This window comes from Methanoculleus sp. 10, from assembly GCF_913757945.1.
Classification (GTDB): Archaea; Halobacteriota; Methanomicrobia; order Methanomicrobiales; family Methanoculleaceae; genus Methanoculleus.
On sequence record NZ_CAJYDP010000008.1, the window covers coordinates 140728 to 157660 of the forward strand.

20 protein-coding genes are annotated in these 16933 nt (G+C 62.7%); 8 read left to right on the forward strand and 12 right to left on the reverse strand.

What is annotated here, in order from left to right; all coding sequences use genetic code 11:
* Positions 1–319 precede the first annotated feature (319 nt).
* Complete coding sequence (locus QZ408_RS10785) at positions 320–898, forward strand: hypothetical protein (protein WP_292491476.1); 579 nt, start codon at positions 320–322, stop codon at positions 896–898.
* 22 nt (positions 899–920) lie between these two features.
* On the opposite strand, the gene QZ408_RS10790 is transcribed toward QZ408_RS10785, so the two are convergent.
* On the reverse strand, positions 921–1160 hold the full coding sequence (locus QZ408_RS10790) for a hypothetical protein (RefSeq protein WP_292491477.1): 240 nt from the start codon (positions 1158–1160) through the stop codon (positions 921–923).
* A 106-nt stretch (positions 1161–1266) separates the two neighbouring features.
* On the opposite strand from QZ408_RS10790, the gene QZ408_RS10795 reads away from it, so the two are divergent.
* Both QZ408_RS10795 and QZ408_RS10800 read left to right on the forward strand, forming a co-directional pair.
* Complete coding sequence (locus tag QZ408_RS10795) at positions 1267–1518, forward strand: hypothetical protein (protein WP_214077252.1); 252 nt, start codon at positions 1267–1269, stop codon at positions 1516–1518.
* Between the two features lie 29 nt (positions 1519–1547).
* Positions 1548–1733 carry a hypothetical protein gene (locus QZ408_RS10800; RefSeq protein WP_292491478.1) on the forward strand — a complete coding sequence of 62 codons (186 nt, stop codon included), beginning with the start codon at positions 1548–1550 and terminating at the stop codon, positions 1731–1733.
* Positions 1734–1735: 2 nt separating this feature from the next.
* Here QZ408_RS10800 and QZ408_RS10805 read toward each other — a convergent pair whose 3' ends face one another.
* Positions 1736–1981, reverse strand: coding sequence for a hypothetical protein (locus QZ408_RS10805; protein WP_292491479.1), 246 nt, complete (start codon positions 1979–1981; stop codon positions 1736–1738).
* A 528-nt stretch (positions 1982–2509) separates the two neighbouring features.
* On the opposite strand from QZ408_RS10805, the gene QZ408_RS10810 reads away from it, so the two are divergent.
* Complete coding sequence (locus QZ408_RS10810; RefSeq protein WP_292491480.1) at positions 2510–2770, forward strand: hypothetical protein; 261 nt, start codon at positions 2510–2512, stop codon at positions 2768–2770.
* Between the two features lie 239 nt (positions 2771–3009).
* On the opposite strand, the gene QZ408_RS10815 is transcribed toward QZ408_RS10810, so the two are convergent.
* From QZ408_RS10815 to QZ408_RS10835, 5 genes are all read right to left on the reverse strand, one after another.
* A complete protein-coding gene (locus tag QZ408_RS10815; RefSeq protein ID WP_292491481.1) occupies positions 3010–3804 on the reverse strand; it encodes a protein-glutamate O-methyltransferase CheR in 795 nt (264 codons plus the stop codon).
* A gap of 28 nt (positions 3805–3832) precedes the next feature.
* A complete protein-coding gene (locus QZ408_RS10820) occupies positions 3833–4312 on the reverse strand; it encodes a chemotaxis protein CheW (RefSeq protein WP_292491482.1) in 480 nt (159 codons plus the stop codon).
* A gap of 10 nt (positions 4313–4322) precedes the next feature.
* Positions 4323–7553, reverse strand: coding sequence for a methyl-accepting chemotaxis protein (locus tag QZ408_RS10825; protein WP_292491485.1), 3231 nt, complete (start codon positions 7551–7553; stop codon positions 4323–4325).
* Positions 7553–8434, reverse strand: coding sequence for an AAA family ATPase (locus tag QZ408_RS10830; protein WP_292491487.1), 882 nt, complete (start codon positions 8432–8434; stop codon positions 7553–7555). Before QZ408_RS10830 ends, QZ408_RS10825 begins: the two co-directional genes overlap by 1 nt.
* A 163-nt stretch (positions 8435–8597) precedes the next feature.
* Positions 8598–9320 carry a M48 family metalloprotease gene (locus tag QZ408_RS10835; RefSeq protein ID WP_292491489.1) on the reverse strand — a complete coding sequence of 241 codons (723 nt, stop codon included), beginning with the start codon at positions 9318–9320 and terminating at the stop codon, positions 8598–8600.
* Positions 9321–9685: 365 nt separating this feature from the next.
* On the opposite strand from QZ408_RS10835, the gene QZ408_RS10840 reads away from it, so the two are divergent.
* Positions 9686–10042 carry a hypothetical protein gene (locus tag QZ408_RS10840; protein ID WP_292491490.1) on the forward strand — a complete coding sequence of 119 codons (357 nt, stop codon included), beginning with the start codon at positions 9686–9688 and terminating at the stop codon, positions 10040–10042.
* Positions 10042–11697, forward strand: a complete 1656-nt coding sequence (ade, locus tag QZ408_RS10845; protein WP_292491555.1) for an adenine deaminase — start codon at positions 10042–10044, stop codon at positions 11695–11697. Before QZ408_RS10840 ends, ade begins: the two co-directional genes overlap by 1 nt.
* 58 nt (positions 11698–11755) lie before the next feature.
* Here the strand turns inward: ade and QZ408_RS10850 are convergent, their stop codons facing one another.
* Positions 11756–12505: a heparan-alpha-glucosaminide N-acetyltransferase gene (locus QZ408_RS10850; protein WP_292491492.1), complete on the reverse strand. Its 750-nt coding sequence runs from the start codon at positions 12503–12505 to the stop codon at positions 11756–11758.
* An 11-nt stretch (positions 12506–12516) separates the two neighbouring features.
* Positions 12517–12675 carry a hypothetical protein gene (locus QZ408_RS10855; protein ID WP_292491494.1) on the reverse strand — a complete coding sequence of 53 codons (159 nt, stop codon included), beginning with the start codon at positions 12673–12675 and terminating at the stop codon, positions 12517–12519.
* Between the two features lie 124 nt (positions 12676–12799).
* Between QZ408_RS10855 and QZ408_RS10860 the strand changes: the two genes are divergently transcribed.
* Positions 12800–13657: a methanogenesis marker 8 protein gene (locus QZ408_RS10860; protein WP_292491496.1), complete on the forward strand. Its 858-nt coding sequence runs from the start codon at positions 12800–12802 to the stop codon at positions 13655–13657.
* Positions 13658–13661: 4 nt separating this feature from the next.
* Here the strand turns inward: QZ408_RS10860 and QZ408_RS10865 are convergent, their stop codons facing one another.
* From QZ408_RS10865 to QZ408_RS10875, 3 genes are read right to left on the reverse strand one after another with little or no spacing between them, the layout of a single operon-like run.
* Positions 13662–14357: an HAD family hydrolase gene (locus QZ408_RS10865; protein ID WP_292491498.1), complete on the reverse strand. Its 696-nt coding sequence runs from the start codon at positions 14355–14357 to the stop codon at positions 13662–13664.
* Entirely contained in the window at positions 14321–15328 is a 1008-nt protein-coding gene (locus QZ408_RS10870; protein ID WP_292491500.1) for a hypothetical protein, read from the reverse strand. The genes QZ408_RS10865 and QZ408_RS10870 overlap by 37 nt, the downstream gene beginning before the upstream one ends.
* Positions 15325–15825 carry a hypothetical protein gene (locus QZ408_RS10875; RefSeq protein ID WP_292491502.1) on the reverse strand — a complete coding sequence of 167 codons (501 nt, stop codon included), beginning with the start codon at positions 15823–15825 and terminating at the stop codon, positions 15325–15327. Before QZ408_RS10875 ends, QZ408_RS10870 begins: the two co-directional genes overlap by 4 nt.
* Positions 15826–16144: 319 nt before the next feature.
* Here QZ408_RS10875 and QZ408_RS10880 point away from each other — a divergent pair, with 319 nt between their 5' ends.
* Complete coding sequence (locus tag QZ408_RS10880) at positions 16145–16747, forward strand: helix-turn-helix domain-containing protein (protein WP_292491504.1); 603 nt, start codon at positions 16145–16147, stop codon at positions 16745–16747.
* The last annotated feature ends 186 nt before the right edge of the window (positions 16748–16933 follow it).

A 16933-nucleotide genomic window follows, 5' to 3' on the forward strand; every position in this document is an offset into this window, starting at 1 on the left:
GCTCCCCGGGCACGGCTTCCCACCGGGTATCGCCATGATTGCCCCTCGCCCCCGGGAGGGGGGGGGAGGCCGAAGGCCGGGTGGGGCGAGGGATGCCGGAGAAGCGTATGGGTATGCCACCGGTGTAAAGCGCGGGCGGGGGATGGAGGGAGCGCTATGGGTGGGATGGGATGAAAGCCAGATATGGCCTGTTTGTTTGGGATCAATGTTTCGGAACACTCTCCGGCTGCCTCATGGTGCAGGGCCGGGGATTTGCCGCCGGCGTGGTTTTAAAAAAGACCGAAATATAAAAATAAGGTTATATCATATGGGTGTCCTCATGGCAGGAGATAGATGGATGTGGAGAGGACTCCTGGTTGTGCTGCTTGTGGCGGCGGTAGCCTTTGTGCTCCCCGTGACTGCCCAGAATGCGGCGCCTGCGACTCCTCTGACCTGGACTCTTCCTCCGACACCCGGCGGGACCCCCGAAGAGACTCTGACCCCTGAAGAGACTCTGACCCCTGAAGAGACTCTGACCCCTGAAGAGACTCTGACCCCTGAAGAGACCCTGGCGGGGATAATCAGCAACACGACCGGTGATACGATCAACGACACGACTGGTGTGACGGCCAGCAACGCGACCGACGACACGACCACCGTGACGGCCAACGAGACCACCGTGACGGCCAACGAGACCGCCGTGGAGACGGGGCCTCCCATCGTGGTCGCGACGGATGCGGTGACGACGGAAGTGACGCCGGCAGAGACGTCCACGGCCGAGCTGCCGACGTTCACACCGTTGCAGGCGGCACAGGTGGACTCCAGCCCGACGGCGTCGGCCCCCCTCTCGTTCACCGGCGTTATCGCGGCTCTTGCAGTCGCCGGGCTTCTTATCGTTCTCCGGAGGAACCGGAAGTAGCGGATCAGATCCGGCCCCGGCGTCACCCGGGCGGGCGGGGCCGATGACGGCGGTTGCGGGAGGATTCCGGCGCGAGCACGCTCGCGCACGGCGCGATGGGGATTACGACCGGAGGCGACCGGCCGTCAACGACACCGGCGCTGCTCCCGGCGCCGTTCTCCGGCCCCGTGCCGGGTGAAATGGTGAGGATGGTGGCCCCGCGCCCTGCGCCGTGGCAGCAGAAGAAGCTCCCCGTTCCACCGATCAGCACGGTGATGCCCATTTGTATACAAATAGTTGTATACTCATCCTGAAATTCCAGGGGCCAAAATGGACAGATTTATATATTGCTCTGCACTAAAAGCACTTGCTCACGAGGGAAAGAGTGGATGTCGACAAAGGACCGTATTAAAGAGAGATATAGCGATACCCAGCGAAAGATCCTGTACCACCTCAAATCAGGGCTAAAAGCGGGCAAATCCTACTTTAAGTCAAAGTACATCGCGACCGATCTGGGCCTCTCCCCAAAAGAGGTCGGCATCAACCTTGCCATCCTCTCGGAGATCTGCGACGAGCTGGATATCAGGCGCTGGAGTTACTCGAACAGTACTACGTGGCGCGTTACTCCCCGTGCATCATAGTTTTATCCTGGAACGCTTTATCCTATGGCATGAAGATCATCGAGTTCGAAGCACCCGTCGAGTTTGTGGCAACCATCAACGATCAGAAAGACTGCCTCATGTCCCAGGACAAGAGTTATGAGAATCCGGACGTGCTCTGGTTCAACATCGACGTCCCGAAGGGGCATGGTGTGCGGGCCGGAGATCGTGTCAGGATCACCGTCGAAAAGATCTGACGTCAGAGGAATTCCGGGAGCGTCTCAAGCGTGATGCGGTAGGAGTCGATCTCATCCACGCCGACGATGAGGTAAAAGTCCCTGTTCCCTCTCTCGACGTTCTTTACGATACTGCCCGGGTAGCGCAGGTCGGCCCCTTCTACGATGGTCCCACTCTCCCGTTCCACGAGCGCCATCCGGAAGTGTGCCGCCTCGGGCCTGACCGTTGCAGAGACGCTGCAGTTCAGCCTCCAGATCGCGTACGGCACGTGGAATGTCCTGGTGATGCCTCCCCTCGCCTCTTCGACGTACGCGAACGGGACGACGCCGGTCTCCTTCCACGGCGGATCGGACCCCCCGCGGGACGTCAGGTTGTCCGGGAGGTGCCAGAGAGGGTAATCCTGGATTTTGGTCGCATAAGAGATCCTGGCCTGGTTGGGATGCGGGCGACGCCGGGATGGGGGGAGTCGTGGCGGCAGGAGTCGGGGAACTCTCCGGCGCGAGGATCTCCGGGACCTCCGGCCCGGCCTCCGCTACGGGCGGACGGAAGACCAGTGCCATCGCGGAGACGATGATCAGGGCGGCAAGGATGCTGAGGGCGTCGCCTTTATCCACAGGTGTAGAGGGATGTGCAAGGTAAAAGGCCTTCGTATTTGAGTCCGTAGCGCCGCCCGTGCACGGCCGCAGGGCGCCGGACCGGTGCCGGATCGTCCCGGTTTCACGTAACTCCCCAGCTCAGCCGGTACTGCAAAACGGAATGGTTAATACAGAGACGGTGCCACCGTCCAGATGAGAGCATGGAAGTCACTGAGGTGCGCACATGGGTGATATTTTATCTGCTCTCGTTTGTCGTGCTCCTTGTAGCCATCTGCATCACAACCCAGGACGACGGCCGGCGCTGGATCAGCCTCATGCTGACTCTCATCGTCGTCGGCGTAAACCTCTTCCTGCTGCTCTCGGAGTTGAAGCGCCACCAGGCCCGCAAGGCCTTCATGCGCCGGATGTCGAAGCCCGGCGAGACCAGGACGGAAACGGACTCTTTCGGCCGCCGCTGGTAAGGCCCGGGACCGATCGGCGCCTCCGCCCGCGCCTTCGTAGGGGGATACTCATACGTTCTTCTCCGGGATCTCCCCGTGCAGTGGACTGTGGTGGATATCGCCACGGGGGAGGGGCCGGGGGGGGTTCCCCCCCGCAGGTGAGTACCCATACGTTCCTCTCTGGCATTCCCCAGCCTGCCCCGCGAGGATCGGGGGCGGTGTCCGGGGTGTGCCTCTCGTTCACCTGCTACCGCGGGGCGCTATGCGGCCTTGCGCAGTATCTTCTGCGCGACGTTGTAGGGCACAAAGAGGTGCTCGACCTCTCTTGCCAGGTACTCCGTCTTTCCCATGATATAATAGCCGTCAACGCCGAGTGCGGAGTGAAAAAGGCGTGCAAGCTCGTTCTTCTGCTTCTCGGTGAAGTAGATGGTGACGTTGCGGCAGGTGACGGCGTCGAGGTACCGGGCGATCGGGATACCCGACATCAGGTCGTGCTGCCGGAACTTAACGAGGTCCCTGATGTGGGGGCGGACCTCAAACGTGCCGTCGTCGCGGCTGATGAAGTGCTTGCGGATTCTCTTTTCGTCCACATTTTCAAGCGCCTTTGCGTCGTATACGCCGGCCATGGCTTTCTGCAGCACCACGGCGTCGATGTCGGTCGCGTATACCGTTATGCTGACATCGGGACGGAACGCCGTCAGTTCGTGTGCAAGGATGGCGATCGAGTAGGGTTCTTCCCCCGAGGAGCAGCCGGCACACCAGATCCGGATCGATCTCCCGCGGCCCGCAAGATCCGGCAGCACCTCCCGCCGCACTACCTCGAAGACTTCGGGATCCCGGAAGAACTTCGTGACATTGATGGTGAGGGCGCTCCTGAGCAGATCGATCTCCTGCGGGTTTGCAAGGAGGTACCTGTGGTAGGCCTCGTAGTCCGTGGTGTTCGTCAGGCGCATCCGCGAGAGGATGCGCCGCTTGATATAGTCCTCCTTGTAGTTTGAACACTTGATCCGGACCAGTTTCTCGATACTTCTCTGGAGCGACGCAAATGCATCCATGCGGTGATCTCCTCTTGCCGGGTATCGCCTACGGCGCGCTCTGGTAGTGCCCGAGATCGCCGATCACTTTCTGGACGTCGAGCCAGATGATGAGGGTCTTTGCTTTCCCGCCGCCGTCGCTCCCCATCTTGATGATCGCCTTGACGTAGCTGCTGATCGACGACGTGATACCGTCGTTGATGCGCTCGATCTGCTCATCGCGAATCGAGACGACACTGTGAACATCGTCGACGATGATCCCCACGTTCGACCCGCCCGCCACGTCCGGCATCAGCACGACGATCTTCTGGTTCTCCACCCTCTCCGAGCCCGGGAGCCCGAGGAGATCCCTGAGGTCGATGATGTTCGTGATCTCGCCCCGCAGGTTGATGATGCCCGCAAGGTATCGGGGCGCACGGGGAAGAGGAGTGATCGGCATCATCTCCACGATCTCCCGCGCTATCTGGATGTCGAGTGCGTAGTGCTCCTCCCCGAGCTGGAACTCCACAACGTCTACGGATGCTGCCATCGTCTCCCCCTCAGTTCAGTTTGAACTGCTTCATGACCTTCTGGAGCTGTTCGGCCATACCTGCCAGTTCGTGCGCTGCGCTCCCGACCTCCTCTGTCGATGCGCTGACCTCCTCCGCAAGCGCCGCCATATCCTCGGTGCGGTCCAGGTTCTCCTTCGTCATGTGGGTGGACTCGTCCATCTTCTGCATGACGTTGTTCGTGGAGCCGGCCTGGTCCTCGGTGGCCTTCGTGATCTCGGTGATGCCGTGGGCGACGACCTCCACCCCGTTGACGATCCGGCTCAGGCCCCCGATGACCTTGTTGACGCTCTCGATGCCTGCCTGGATCTCCTGGTGAGACGCCTTCATGGATCCTGCGGTCTTCTCGGTGCTCGCCTGGATCGTCCGGATCAGGTCCTCGATATCCTGGCTCGCCCGCTTGGATTCGCCGGCAAGGTTCCTGATCTCGCCGGCGACCACGGCGAATCCGCGGCCATGCTCCCCGGCGCGGGCAGCCTCGATCGCTGCGTTGAGCGCTAACAGGTTGGTCTGGTTCGCTATATCGGTGATCAACTTCACGATGTTGTTGATCTCCCGCATCTGGTTGTTGAGGGTGCTGATCTCGTCCACAGTCTGTTTGGAGATCCCCTCGACGAGGAGCATCTTCTTCGTCGCGACTTCGCCGAGGGAGGCGGCTTCGTTGCCCTCCTTCGACGCCTTCGAGGCATGCTCCATGACCTCTTGCGACGTGCTTGCGATCTCCTCGATGGACGCCGAGAGATCGTTGATATCCTTCCCGATCTCCTCGATCTTATCAAGCTGGCGCCGTGCATCCTCCGACGACCGCTGCGTCGAGACGGCGACCTGTTCCGTGGCCCGGATGATCTCATCAGAGCTCTTGCTGACCTCTTTTGTGGTCAGTTCGACCTGATGGGCCGATCTTGCCACCTCCGCGAGGAGCGAGCGGATGGCGGTCAGCGAGGCGTTGTAGTCGTTCTTCACCTTCTGGAGGGGGTCGTCCGCCCCCGCCTCCACAAACGCCGTCAGGTCGCCCTTTGCCATCGCGGCGAGGGCGGTTCCGAGCCCTTCGGCGCTCTTTGCGAGCTTCTCGCCCTCCCGCTTCGCGGTCTCCATCAGGGCCCTGATCTGGTCTTCTCTCTCCCGCTGCTCGGTGACGTCGTTGTAGACGGTGAGCACGGAGTTCACGTTGCCCGCACGGTCGAGCAGCGGAATGTTGTAGCGCTCGACGGTATAAGTGCCGGTCGGGAACTCCAGCGTGGCCTCGCCGCGGTTTGCCTGCCGGGTCCGGGCGGCGTCCAGAGCCCCCTGCCCCGACTGGGAGACGTATTTGAAGTCGCGAGCGGTGAGCCGCGACGCCTGATCCTCGGCATACCCCGTGAGTTTCAGGAACATCTTGTTTACCATCCGCAGGGTCATGTCCGGGTTCCAGAGGATAATGGGCATCGGGTTCTCCTGGATCATTACGTCGGCCCGTTCCTGGAGTTCCTGGATCTCCTCCATCTTCGTCTGTTGGTCGGTCCAGTCGTTCCAGACGTAGAAGGCCATCTCGATCTCGCCCTTCGCATCGAGGATCGGGATGGCGTTCAGGGTGAGATACTTCTTCACGCCATCGGGCCATTTGACCATGACATCGGTTCGTGCGAGTCTCTTCGTCTCGTAGCAGGCGTAGAAGTGCTCACCGTTGAGGATGGTGATATCATAGTCGTAGAGTTTCTTTGCAAGGGTCTCTTCCCGGGTCCCCCGCCACATCCGGGCATACTCGTCGTTGATGTCGATCCGGCTCTTGTCGGCCCGGAGGGTCGCGATCGCGAGCGGATTCTGCTTGATCATCGCATCCACCCGGTGCCTGGTCTTCTCGACCTCCTCTTCCTTCTCCTGAAGATCTGTCCAGTCGTTCCAGACGTAGAAGGCCATCTCGATCTCGCCTTTCGCGTCGAGGATGGGGATGGCGTTCAGGGTGAGGTACTTCTTCACGCCGTCGGGCCACTTGACCATGACGTCGGTCCGTGCGAGTCTCTTCGTCTCATAGCAGGCGTAGAAGTGCTCGCCGTTGAGGATGGTGATGTCGTAGTCGTAGAGTTTCTTTGCGAGGGTCTCTTCCCGGGTCCCCCGCCACATCCGGGCATACTCGTCGTTGATGTCGATCCGGCTCTTATCGGCCCGGAGGGTTGCGATCGCAAGCGGGTTCTGTTTGATCATTGTCTCGATGCGATGCTGTATCCTCCGGATCTCTTCCTCCTCCTTCCGCTTCTCGGTGACGTCGTTATAGACGTTCAGGATGCCCGTCAGTTCGTTCTTATCGTTGAGGAGCGGGATCCCGTACTGCTCAAGAATATAGGTGCCGGCAGGGAACTCGACCGTCACTTCGCCCTGAACCCGTACCTTCTCGGTGAGCACCTTACCGATACCCTCTCCTTTCTGGGTGAGAACCTTGAAGTCCCGTAGCGTCATCGAGGCGATACGCGACCGGTCGATGCCGGTCATCCGGAGGTATGCCTCGTTGGCCGTGAGGATCTTCATCGCGGTATCGACGACCAGCATGGGCATCGGGTTCTTCTGGATGATCGTATCGGACTGCCGCTGCAGTTCGGCAATATTCTCCATCTGGCTCCGGATCTCTTCCTCACCCTCCCGCTGCCGGGTGATATCGTTGTAGACGATGAGAATGCTCTCGACGGCGCCCTCCTCGTCGAGGAGAGGGATACCGTACTGCTCAAGCGTATGGATGCCCGAGGGAAGTTCGACGACAACTTCGGCATACGCCCGCTTCTTCTCCTGAACCGCCTGCCGGAGGCCCGAACCCTCCTGCGATAGTATCTTGAAGTCTCTCAGGCTCCTGCCGAGCACCTGGCCCTTCGGTATCCCGCTCATCTCGGCATACGCCGCGTTTGCGACCGTGATCCGAAACTGCGGGTCGACGACAAGGATGGGTATCGGGTTTTCCTGGATGATCGTCTCGGACCGCTGCCGGAGGGCTCCCGCCGCCTCCAGGCGGTTCTGGAGGTCCTGCTTCTCCTCCTCCTTCTTCGCGAGCAGCGCATTGATCGAGGCGGCCAGGGGCCGGAACTCCTCCGGAACGCCGGCAAGGTCGATCCTCGCGGAGTCGTCGCCGCCGATCCCCGAGCGGAGTGCAGCCTCGATCGCCCCGGGCAGTACCACCGGCCCCCGTTCCTGTCCTGTCGTACCCGGGACAACCGGCCCGGTGAATAGTGCTTTTCTTCCAGGTTTATCGATCATCATTACACTTCCTTTCCATACTTTTCGTCCAGTTCAAGGAGCGCAGCTGTTATTGCCCGGTATTCCCTTCCGGCGTCGCTCTCGGGCGCGTAGTGGGAGATTGGCAATCCCCTCTGCTGCGTCTCGTAGATTGCAGGTGAGTAAGGGACTACGAACACCTGTTTGAACGCTTTTCTGACCTCAGTCTCAAACGTCTTCAACCGCTCCCTCTCCTTCTCCTCCTCGGCGGAGGGGCCGGGTGAGAAGATCCGCTTCAGGAAGAGGGCAAGGCCGCCCGTTCCGGCCGCCCGGTCGTCCTGACCCTTCCAGCGGGTCAGGATGGCAAACTCTGCGGTGACGTTCTCCCCGAGCATCTCCCTGATGTCGCGAAAGACCGTCGACAGGGCCTCCATGCCTTTCAGGGCGAAGGTGCCGGGGTCGAGGGTGACGATGGTGTGGTCTGCAGCGATGAGACCGTTGATGACGAACTGGCCCATGCTCGGGGGCGTATCGATCAGGATGAAGTCGTAGGTGCCCTTCACCCGGGCGAGCGCCTCCCTGAGCAGTCCCGCCCTGTCCTCGATGCTGTAGAGGTAGGGTTCAACCCCCACGAGGTCCAGTGTTGCGGGGGCGAGATCGATCCCGGATGCCGTGGGGACGATGATATCGTTGATCACGACGTCGGGAAAGCCTTCAAACGCGCTCATGAAGAGGTCATACATGCTCAGTTCGAGGGTATCGGGGTCGACCCCAAGTCCCGCGGTGGCGTTGGCCTGCGGGTCGCAGTCGACCACCAGAACACTCTTCCCGCTCTTCTGGAGATAGCCCGCAACGTTGAGGCACGACGTCGTCTTTCCCGTGCCACCTTTGTGGTGGGCGAACGCTACAATTGTGATATCCAGCACCCCTCAATACCCTCTTGGCAATATGCATTATTAAACCTATTTCTATAGTATTGCGGATATGAGAGAAGAACGCGGCATTTAACGCATTCGGAAATCCTGGAGGGAAAAATCAGGCCCGTAAATGCCGATTGCTGTTCTCGTGGGGTGCCCGGGGCGCGGGCGGTCAGGGGGAGAGCCCGGTTGCCGTGCGGCGGTCGGCGGGCTCCCCGGCCCGGATCCTCTGCACGCGCTCGGCGATGGACGGCAGGTAGTCTGGCCCGGAGCGGAGGAACCGGGGGATCGTCCGCGAGAGGCCGCCGTATCTCTTGCGGTGTGGGGCCGGCGCGGCCGATGTCCCGGCGCGGAGCCCGGAGAGGAGGTTCTGGAGAAGGACACCCGGGTCCCCGACCCGGTAGCAGCGTTTCATCGCTTCTGCGGCATACCGGTCGGCCACGAACTCCTCGTCGCACATGCAGCGGTGGTATGTCCGGTAGGCGAAGAAGACGGCCACGATGAGGAGAGCGGCAGAGGCTAGCCTTACAACGGGGAGACCTCCTGCCTGCAGGGACGCGAGGACTTCCGGCAGCAGCGAATCGCTGGCGGGGTGGTGGAGCAGCATGAGATACGGGAGGACGGGAAGGGCCGGGAGGGCGGAGAGGAGAGAGGAGCCTTTCCTGATGTGTCCTTCTTCGTGGAGCAGCACGAATCGCAGGGTGTCGTTGCTCGCCCCGGAGAGGTGTGTTTCGTAGAAGGCCCGCCGGTAGCGGATGCAGTTGAGCGCCGGGCAGCCTCGCACGGAGAGCGTGACGGGGCACTGCACCAGCCTTCTCTCGCGGCCGATCAGCCCCTTCCCCTGGAGCTCGCGGAATATCCGGTGGAGGCGGGATGTGTCGTCGGTCTCATCCATTCGAGACATATTATATTCAATATATTATATTAAATAATTCCATAACCCGCGGAGCCGCCCATTGCCGGTTTCATCTCATTTCCGGGGCAATCCCTGGCTGTGGAGCGTTCCGGGCCGCCGGGAGCGGGGTGCCGCACCCGGCCGGCGATGGCGGTCTCTCCCGGACCGGGATGCCGCAGGCCCCCGGCTCCTGTTCGGAACGGCGCCGGATTGGGAACCTATGCAATGTCCGTTTTTTTCATAACGTTTTAATAATAGCAGCCAAAATGGTGAATGAGTTGAGTGGAGGTGAATCTGCAGCACCGGGGGTTTGTACGGCCCGCGCCGCGCGGGCACGGCATGCGATCCTCCGGTTCTCCAGGCGAATGTCCAGATATGTGGGTTTCCTGATACTTGCCCTTGCCGTCCTCACCGGGGCTGCCGGGTGCCTCTCCACAGCGTTTGGGGAGGTGACCTATAGCGGCGACGCCCTGCAGGTCCGCGTAGAGAACACCGACAGGCCCGTTGAGAACGCCGTGCTCCAGGTGACGATCATGGAGGTGGGCGCGCTTGAACAGCACGAGGTCCTCTCTGAAGCGCGGTACATCAACCTCGATGGGGGGGAGAACGAGTACACGGTCCCGGTCGACCTGCAGCCCGGTTCTTACAGGCTCTTCCTGACCATATTCGTCGACGGCGAGCGGAGGACATCCGTCATCCGCGACCTGGAGGTCGCACCCTGATCCCGGCGGGACTTGCCGCGGCGCGAGGGCTTGAGCCGGCGGACGCCGTCTTCTCCGGCGGCGATGTCTTCAACCCGTTCGCGTGCGCCTGGGAGCGCACGGACTTCGCGGTCAGGGACGGTTGCGTTGTCGGTCTCGGCGATTACGAGGGGAAGCGGGAGTACGACCTCGCGGGGACCTACGTTGTTCCCGGGCTGATCGACGCCCACGTCCACATCGAGAGCTCCCTTCTCGCGCCGGCGGAGTATGCCCGGCTCGTCCTTCGACACGGCACGACGACCGTGGTTGCCGACCCCCACGAGATAGCAAACGTCTGTGGAGCGCCCGGAATCGAGTATATGCTTGCCGAAGGGGCGCGGACGCCGCTCGACATCCTGGTGATGCTCCCCTCGTGTGTCCCGGCAACATCTCTCGACCTGGGCGGCGCCCGGCTTGCCGCCGCCGACCTCGCCCGGTTCCGGGGGCGGGAAGAGGTCATCGGGCTTGCCGAGGTGATGAACGTCCCCGGCGTCCTTGCCGGGGACGAGGATCTCCGGGCAAAGATGGACCTCTTTGAGGTTGTGGATGGCCACGCGCCGCTCCTCTCCGGGAAGGACTTAAACGCCTACATCTACGCGGGGGCGGGAAGCGATCACGAGTGCACGACGCTTGCGGAGGCACGGGAGAAACTCCTCCGGGGGATGTACATCATGATCCGGGAAGGCTCGACGGAGCAGAACCTCGAGGTTCTCCTGCCGCTCGTGGACGCCTGCACGGCGCCGCGGTGCTGTTTTGCAACCGACGACCGGCACGCCGACATGCTCGCCACAAAGGGGCATATCGACGACTGCATCAGGAAAGCGGTCGCGTGTGGGCTCCGGATCGAGCTGGCGCTCCGCATGGCGACGCTCTCCGCCGCCGACCGGTTCGGGCTCCATGACCGGGGCGCTCTCGCTCCCGGGAGGCTCGCCGACTTCTGCGTCGTCGACGACCCCGACCGGTTCCGCGTCCTGCGGACGTTCAAGCGCGGCGTCGAGGCGGTCGACGCCGGCTACCGCCCGCCAGCCTGTCCCGCGGCCCCCCTGCAGGCCCGCGTGCCGGAACCGCGTGAGATCCGGGTCGCCGGCCGGGGCGAGGCGCGGGTGATCGGGCTCGTGCCCGGTCAGATCGTGACCCGTGACCTGCGCTGCCCGGTGGACGCCGCCGGGGTCCCGGATATCAGCCGCGACATCCTCAAGGCGGTCGTCACCGACCGCTACCGGGGGGGAGGCTCCGGCGTTGGGCTCGTCCACGGTTTCGGGCTCCGGGAAGGGGCGATCGCCGGCTCGGTCTCCCACGACTCTCACAACATCGTCGCCGTCGGGGTTGCCGACACCGATATCGTCCGCGCCGTCGGCGAGGTGGTCCGGCTCGGGGGCGGGCTTGCGGTGGTCTTTGGGGACGAGGTGACCGCACTCCCCCTCGAGTGCGCCGGGCTGATGTCGGCCCTCCCCTACGAGGAGGTCGCGCGAAGCCTCGCGGCCCTCGAGGAGCACGCCCGGCGGCTCGGAGCGATCGAAAACTCCTTCATGTACCTCTCGTTCCTCGCCCTGACCGTCATCCCCGATATCCGGGTCACGGAGCGGGGGGTCTTTGACGTCCGGGCCTTTGAGGACGTTGCGCTCTTTTTGGGGTGAGGAGGGCTCGCCGGGGCAGTCCCCGGTCCCCGCTGCACCCATACGCCCGCTCCGCCCCTTACCCGAACACCGGCACGGCGCCCGGCGCCAGCACCGCGATCAGGAGGAGGATGAGGGGTTGGTGCAGGAAGTAGATGAAGAGCGAGTGCCGGCCGAGGAGCGAGAACGGCCGGGCAAACGCCGGTTCCGCCGTCCTGAGTGCAAATCCCCGCCGCCCTTCCGGGTAGTAGAGCGCCCCGAAGGCCATGCCGGCGAGGACGAGGCCGAACCAGGGGAGGAGCGGCACGTAATCGAGGCTCGCGAAGGATTCCGGGTGGATCCCGAGCCAGAGGAGAGGCCACGGGCCTGGGACGGCGTTTGTGGCGTAGCCGGCGAGGATGCAGGCGATGCTCGCGAGGATGAGATCCGTTGGTTTGAGCCGCGCAAACAGCGGCGCGAGAAGGATTGCAACCCCGATGAAGTGCAGGATGCCGAAGACGACGTAGGTGGACGGAAGGAAGAGCCAGGTGACGGCGGTGATGATGAGACCGTAGCCGAATATCGAGAGGCCGCGCCGGACATACTTGAGCGCAAGGTCGCGCCGGGTGAGGCGCCGGGCGGCCCGGGCGTAGCTGATGGTAAAGGAGACCCCGACGATGAAGATGAACGTCGATGCGGTCAGGTAGGCGAGCATACGGAGAAACCCGCCGGAGACAGAGAGTGGCAGGACGCCGAAGAAGTTGAGGTCGAAAGCGGAGTGAAAGATGATCATCGTCACGACGGCGGTCCCCCGGGCGACGTCGATCTCCCAGTAGCGCTCCCCCCGCACGGCTCCCGTCGTCAGAAGAACCTTCTCCGGACGGGAGCGCCGCAGGCGGGGCAGGTCTTCGTCCCGGCGATCTCGGCGCTCTGCTCCGCGGTCGGTTCGTTGTAAATCCGGGAGAAACCGCACCCCCTGCTGCACTCAAGGACGATGAACGGGCTACATATCCGGCCCACGCTCTCTCACCCCATCTTCCTGCCACACCATAGTCTACATGCTCATGGAAGGACTACCGGATAAGTATTTACCCGTGGGCCCGGGAGAAGCACTATTATTCCCCGTCCACGCCCAACCTCAGGTATGAGCGACCGTGACGAACACATCGTAGAAGCCGCCGGCAGGTGCCGGGTCGTCATCCGGAACGGCCGGGTGGTCGAGGTCGGGACGCCGCAGATAAACGACTGCCCGCTGGCACGGCGGTTCGCCTGCCCGGTCGAGGAGATGACGCCGGACGCGGTACGGCGAAACATCGAAGCGCGCATCCGGTCCTTCGGGATGTGCACGCCGGAGCGCGAAGTCCTTGCCGGGCCGGACTTCGTCATCTTCGGGGCCTCAGAACTCCTGAGCAGTGCCGTCCGGCGGGGAGACCTCGATGCCGCGGTGATCGTCTCCGATGGGGCCGGAACGCTGGTCGCCCGGAGCCCCGCCCTCATCCAGGGGATCGGCGGCCGGATGTCCGGCCTCGTGAAGACGAGCCCCATCCCCGCGGTGATCGCGCGGATCGAAGAGAACGGTGGTGTGGTCCTCGACCCGGAGACCGCCGCCATCGACCAGGCCGCCGGCGTCGCCCTCGCGGCAACGCTCGGCCACCGCCGGATCGCCGTGACCACCGCAGTTGCCGCCGAAGCGGCGGCTATCCGGGAGCGGTTCCCGGATGCCGTGATCGTCGCCGTCCACACGACCGGGATATCGCGGGAGGATGCGGCCCTGATGGCCGGCGCGGCCGATCTGGTCACCGCCTGCGCTTCAAAGCATATCCGGGAAGAGGCGGCGAAGACCGCGCTCCTGCAGGCAGGGACGTCGATACCGGTCTTTGCGATGACCCGGGCGGGAAAAGCAGTCATCCTCGGGAAGGTCGCTGAAACCGACCAGCAGCTCATCGTCCACGGAGCGCGTCTCCCGGTGCCGGGTTCGCAGTCTCCCTCGCCGCTCTGCTGACGCCTTACCGGCCCGGGATGCCAAGGTGGCCCGCGAGCTCGGAGAAGTTCGCAAGGACGATATCGGCCCCGACCTCCGCCGGGCCGCTCCTGCGCCAGTCCCCGTAGGCGGCAAACGCGGTCACCATCCCAAGGCGCCTCCCCGGGGCGATATCGCGGACCGGGCTGTCGCCCACCATCATCGCCTCCGCCGGGGCCGTATCGAGCCGCCGGAGGGCGTAGAGGAGAGAGTCGGGCTCCGGCTTTCGTTTTCCCGAGATCTCAGGGGTCACCACGACCTCGAAGAGATCGATGAGCCCGGTCTTCCCGAGCCTCCGGCGTGCCTGGAACAACTCCGCGTCGGTGGCGACCGCAAGCCCGATACCGGCGTCCGCAAGGCACCGGAGCGTCTCTTCGACGCCCGGGTAGGTCTCGACCATATCGAGTTTCACGTCCTCGTAGGTGCGGCAGCAGACCTCGAACGTCCCCGGATCGTACACCCCGAGACTCTCAAGGTAGTCGCGTATGTTCCTGTGGTCCTCAAACCCGTAGGCGCCGCTGAGAAACCGCGAGAAAAGCGCTTCAGGGTCGCCGGTCCCGAGGTAGTCGACCACACACCGGCACGCCTCCCGCTTCGCTCCGACGAGGTCAAAGAGGGTGTTGTCCATGTCGCAGATGACCGCCTCTACCTTGTTATGCCGAGTGCCGAAAGTTGCCTGCATATCCAGAGTTCCCGTGAATTTTCACGACAGACCTCATCGTCCCGGAAGCGCACCTTCAGTTCGTCGAGATCGTTGCCCTTCCCGCCGTACTCCCCGAAGATCGTGGTGCCGTTGCAGCCTATGAACCCGAAGACCGCGGCGAGGTTGAAGAGCAGCCGCCGGAACGCCGGCGCCGTGCAGGTTGTTGCCTCAAGCATGTATGGGCGGTCAAAGTAGAAGTACTCGAGCCCCTCGGTCATGCAGAGGTCCGCCATGTAGATGTCGGCGGTCAGGAGGACCGGGAGAGCGTACCGCTCCTCCTCGAACTTCCTTAGCGCCCTGACGATGTTACGGTCGTTCTCCTCCGGGAGGTGCGTGTGCGGGCCTGGTGAGGCTATCTCCGTCGCCCGGTCGCGGATGGTGCGGTACTCTTTCAGCGCGAGGTATGCCGCTTTCCGGGACCGTTTCATCCGCTTGTTCTCGAGCTCCCCGATGAACTCCCGGCAACCGGGCGCATGCGCTATCATCTCCGCGATCATCTTCGCCGGGTACTTGCGGTTGATGGCATACGCGATCTCGTCGCGGACGGTATCGACGATCAGGTAGGAGGCGTGATTGATCCCGGGGTTGTTCGATGCGAAACCGTGGTAGAAGAGGTTCGTATCCAGGCCGAAGAAGACCGTCTTCTTCAGCTGCCCGTAGGAGGTGCGCATCGCATCAAAGGCGGCCTGGTTCACATACCGGACGATCCCGCTTGCAAACATGCACTCCAGGAAGTCGGCGTAGGTGGGGAGCTCGCCGGCAATCGGCCCGTACCCGGCGAGCCAGCCCTGGAAGGTTTCCCGGGTGGCGGGCAGTTCAAGCCGAAAGCCGGTCCCTTCGGGGCGCGCGACAAGGAGGTCCCCCTCGTAGAGCGGGTACGAGACCCGGACCTCGCCGAGGCTGTTGAGGAGGACCTGCAACTCGGCCTCCCTGATGACCACGTCGTTCACGAAAGCGCCCCTGCATCCTCCATGATGTCCCGGATCTCCTGGATCTGGTGCGGGATCATCATATACGGCTTTGCGACGTCGTCGGTGCTCTTCATGGCGAGGTAGTAGATGTGCCGGATGTCCAGCCCCGCAAGCGAGACCGCGATGAGCGCCCCGGCGACCGTGACCTTCCTCCCGGAGGTGATATCGATCGCCACGCGGAACCCCTGCCGGATGAAATCCCCGGCAAGCGACCGGATCGTCCGGCCGGCCTGTACAAAGTCCGCTTCAGGCAGAACCTCCACCCCGATCGCTGGAGAGATCCCGTACCCCTCTGAGACTATCCGGATCGCCTCGGCCGCGGTCGATGCGTTCGCCGCGTAAGGTTCTTCGGTGACGATAGCGACCCGTTCGGGGCGCAGCCCCTTCTCCCGCAGGACTGCATGGTACGCGTTGACGAGCGCCCATGTCGAGCGCCCGAGAAGTGTTATGTAGACATCGCCGGGGGCGGGCATCATCGGGGGATCACTGCAGAAGACTCGCCCTGCTTGCTATATAGGCTTTGCCGGGAGCCTTCTTCCAGGATAGGATTTTACGGCAGGCATTCCGGGTCACGTACTTCATCCTTTTTGCTCTCTTTTCTGTTTATCCGTCTCCCCGGGGGCTGTGCCCGGCATCCGGCCGGATTTTTGCGGCATTTTGCTCCCGGGATGCTCCAGATAAGCCTTTAATGCGAAAGAAATCGCAAAATGTCGCAAAAAATTTGGTAAATTTTTTATGATGGGTCTCCTCATAGTGGTATAGACGAGGTGAAGACACCCCGGAGGGTTATGTTCCATGGAGATGAGAAGAGGGAGGTTGCGGACACCGGCCGAGACCTGGGGGCTGGCGGACCCGGAGCAACAGAGGAAGACGCGTCAGGATGCTATCGATGACGGGGACCTGATCGAGATCACCCAGATGGGCAGGGATATCGGCATCACCTTCCCTCTCGCGGTCTCGGCACGGGTTGCGCAGAGCATGGTCCCGTTCCCGAACATCCCACAGGAGACCGTTACGGAGAACCTCTGGGACACCCTCCATGCGTTCAGGGATAAAGCCCTTACGACGACCGCAGAGGAGTTTGAGTTCCAGGCGAGCCTCTACCTCAACGGCCTCGTCCCCACTCTCACCTTCAAAGCTGCGGTCTCCCCCGGAGATGACGGCGAGCCGGTCATCACCATCATGCTGCCGGATGAGGACTGGGAGACGATCGGGTGCGGCCACCACAGCGCAGGCGACCGGATGCTCACCGTCGACGACGTCGCCTCGACCCTGAACTTCACTCCCGGCCGGATCCGGGAGTTCATCCGGGAAGAGCGGATCCCGGCGGTCAAGTGCGGAGGATCGTGGCGGATCAAGCGATCGGAACTCGAACGGATCATGGACGAAGGTTTCTGAACCGGCGCCGGTATTCCCCTGATCGCCGGGCGGGCGGCCCGCCCGGTACAGGTATAACCCGGGCACCACGGATGCGGGGGGAAGGAGGGCCGACGCCGGCCTCGTGAGCAAGGTAATATTTAAAAGTTGCCTTCTTGACGGAGCACTGAAAACAAACCTATTTAATTTCTAGACGTATAGTTCTCC

Excerpts from the sequence above, each read along its gene's own strand:
- QZ408_RS10785 (WP_292491476.1), top strand. The coding sequence starts at position 320 with ATGGCAGGAGATAGATGGATGTGGAGAGGACTCCTGGTTGTGCTGCTT.
- QZ408_RS10790 (WP_292491477.1), bottom strand. The coding sequence starts at position 1,160 with ATGGGCATCACCGTGCTGATCGGTGGAACGGGGAGCTTCTTCTGCTGC.
- QZ408_RS10795 (WP_214077252.1), top strand. The coding sequence starts at position 1,267 with ATGTCGACAAAGGACCGTATTAAAGAGAGATATAGCGATACCCAGCGA.
- QZ408_RS10800 (WP_292491478.1), top strand. The coding sequence starts at position 1,548 with ATGAAGATCATCGAGTTCGAAGCACCCGTCGAGTTTGTGGCAACCATC.
- QZ408_RS10810 (WP_292491480.1), top strand. The coding sequence starts at position 2,510 with ATGGAAGTCACTGAGGTGCGCACATGGGTGATATTTTATCTGCTCTCG.
- QZ408_RS10815 (WP_292491481.1), bottom strand. The coding sequence starts at position 3,804 with ATGGATGCATTTGCGTCGCTCCAGAGAAGTATCGAGAAACTGGTCCGG.
- QZ408_RS10820 (WP_292491482.1), bottom strand. The coding sequence starts at position 4,312 with ATGGCAGCATCCGTAGACGTTGTGGAGTTCCAGCTCGGGGAGGAGCAC.
- QZ408_RS10825 (WP_292491485.1), bottom strand. The coding sequence starts at position 7,553 with ATGATGATCGATAAACCTGGAAGAAAAGCACTATTCACCGGGCCGGTT.
- QZ408_RS10835 (WP_292491489.1), bottom strand. The coding sequence starts at position 9,320 with ATGGATGAGACCGACGACACATCCCGCCTCCACCGGATATTCCGCGAG.
- QZ408_RS10840 (WP_292491490.1), top strand. The coding sequence starts at position 9,686 with ATGTCCAGATATGTGGGTTTCCTGATACTTGCCCTTGCCGTCCTCACC.
- QZ408_RS10860 (WP_292491496.1), top strand. The coding sequence starts at position 12,800 with ATGAGCGACCGTGACGAACACATCGTAGAAGCCGCCGGCAGGTGCCGG.
- QZ408_RS10865 (WP_292491498.1), bottom strand. The coding sequence starts at position 14,357 with ATGCAGGCAACTTTCGGCACTCGGCATAACAAGGTAGAGGCGGTCATC.
- QZ408_RS10875 (WP_292491502.1), bottom strand. The coding sequence starts at position 15,825 with ATGATGCCCGCCCCCGGCGATGTCTACATAACACTTCTCGGGCGCTCG.
- QZ408_RS10880 (WP_292491504.1), top strand. The coding sequence starts at position 16,145 with ATGGAGATGAGAAGAGGGAGGTTGCGGACACCGGCCGAGACCTGGGGG.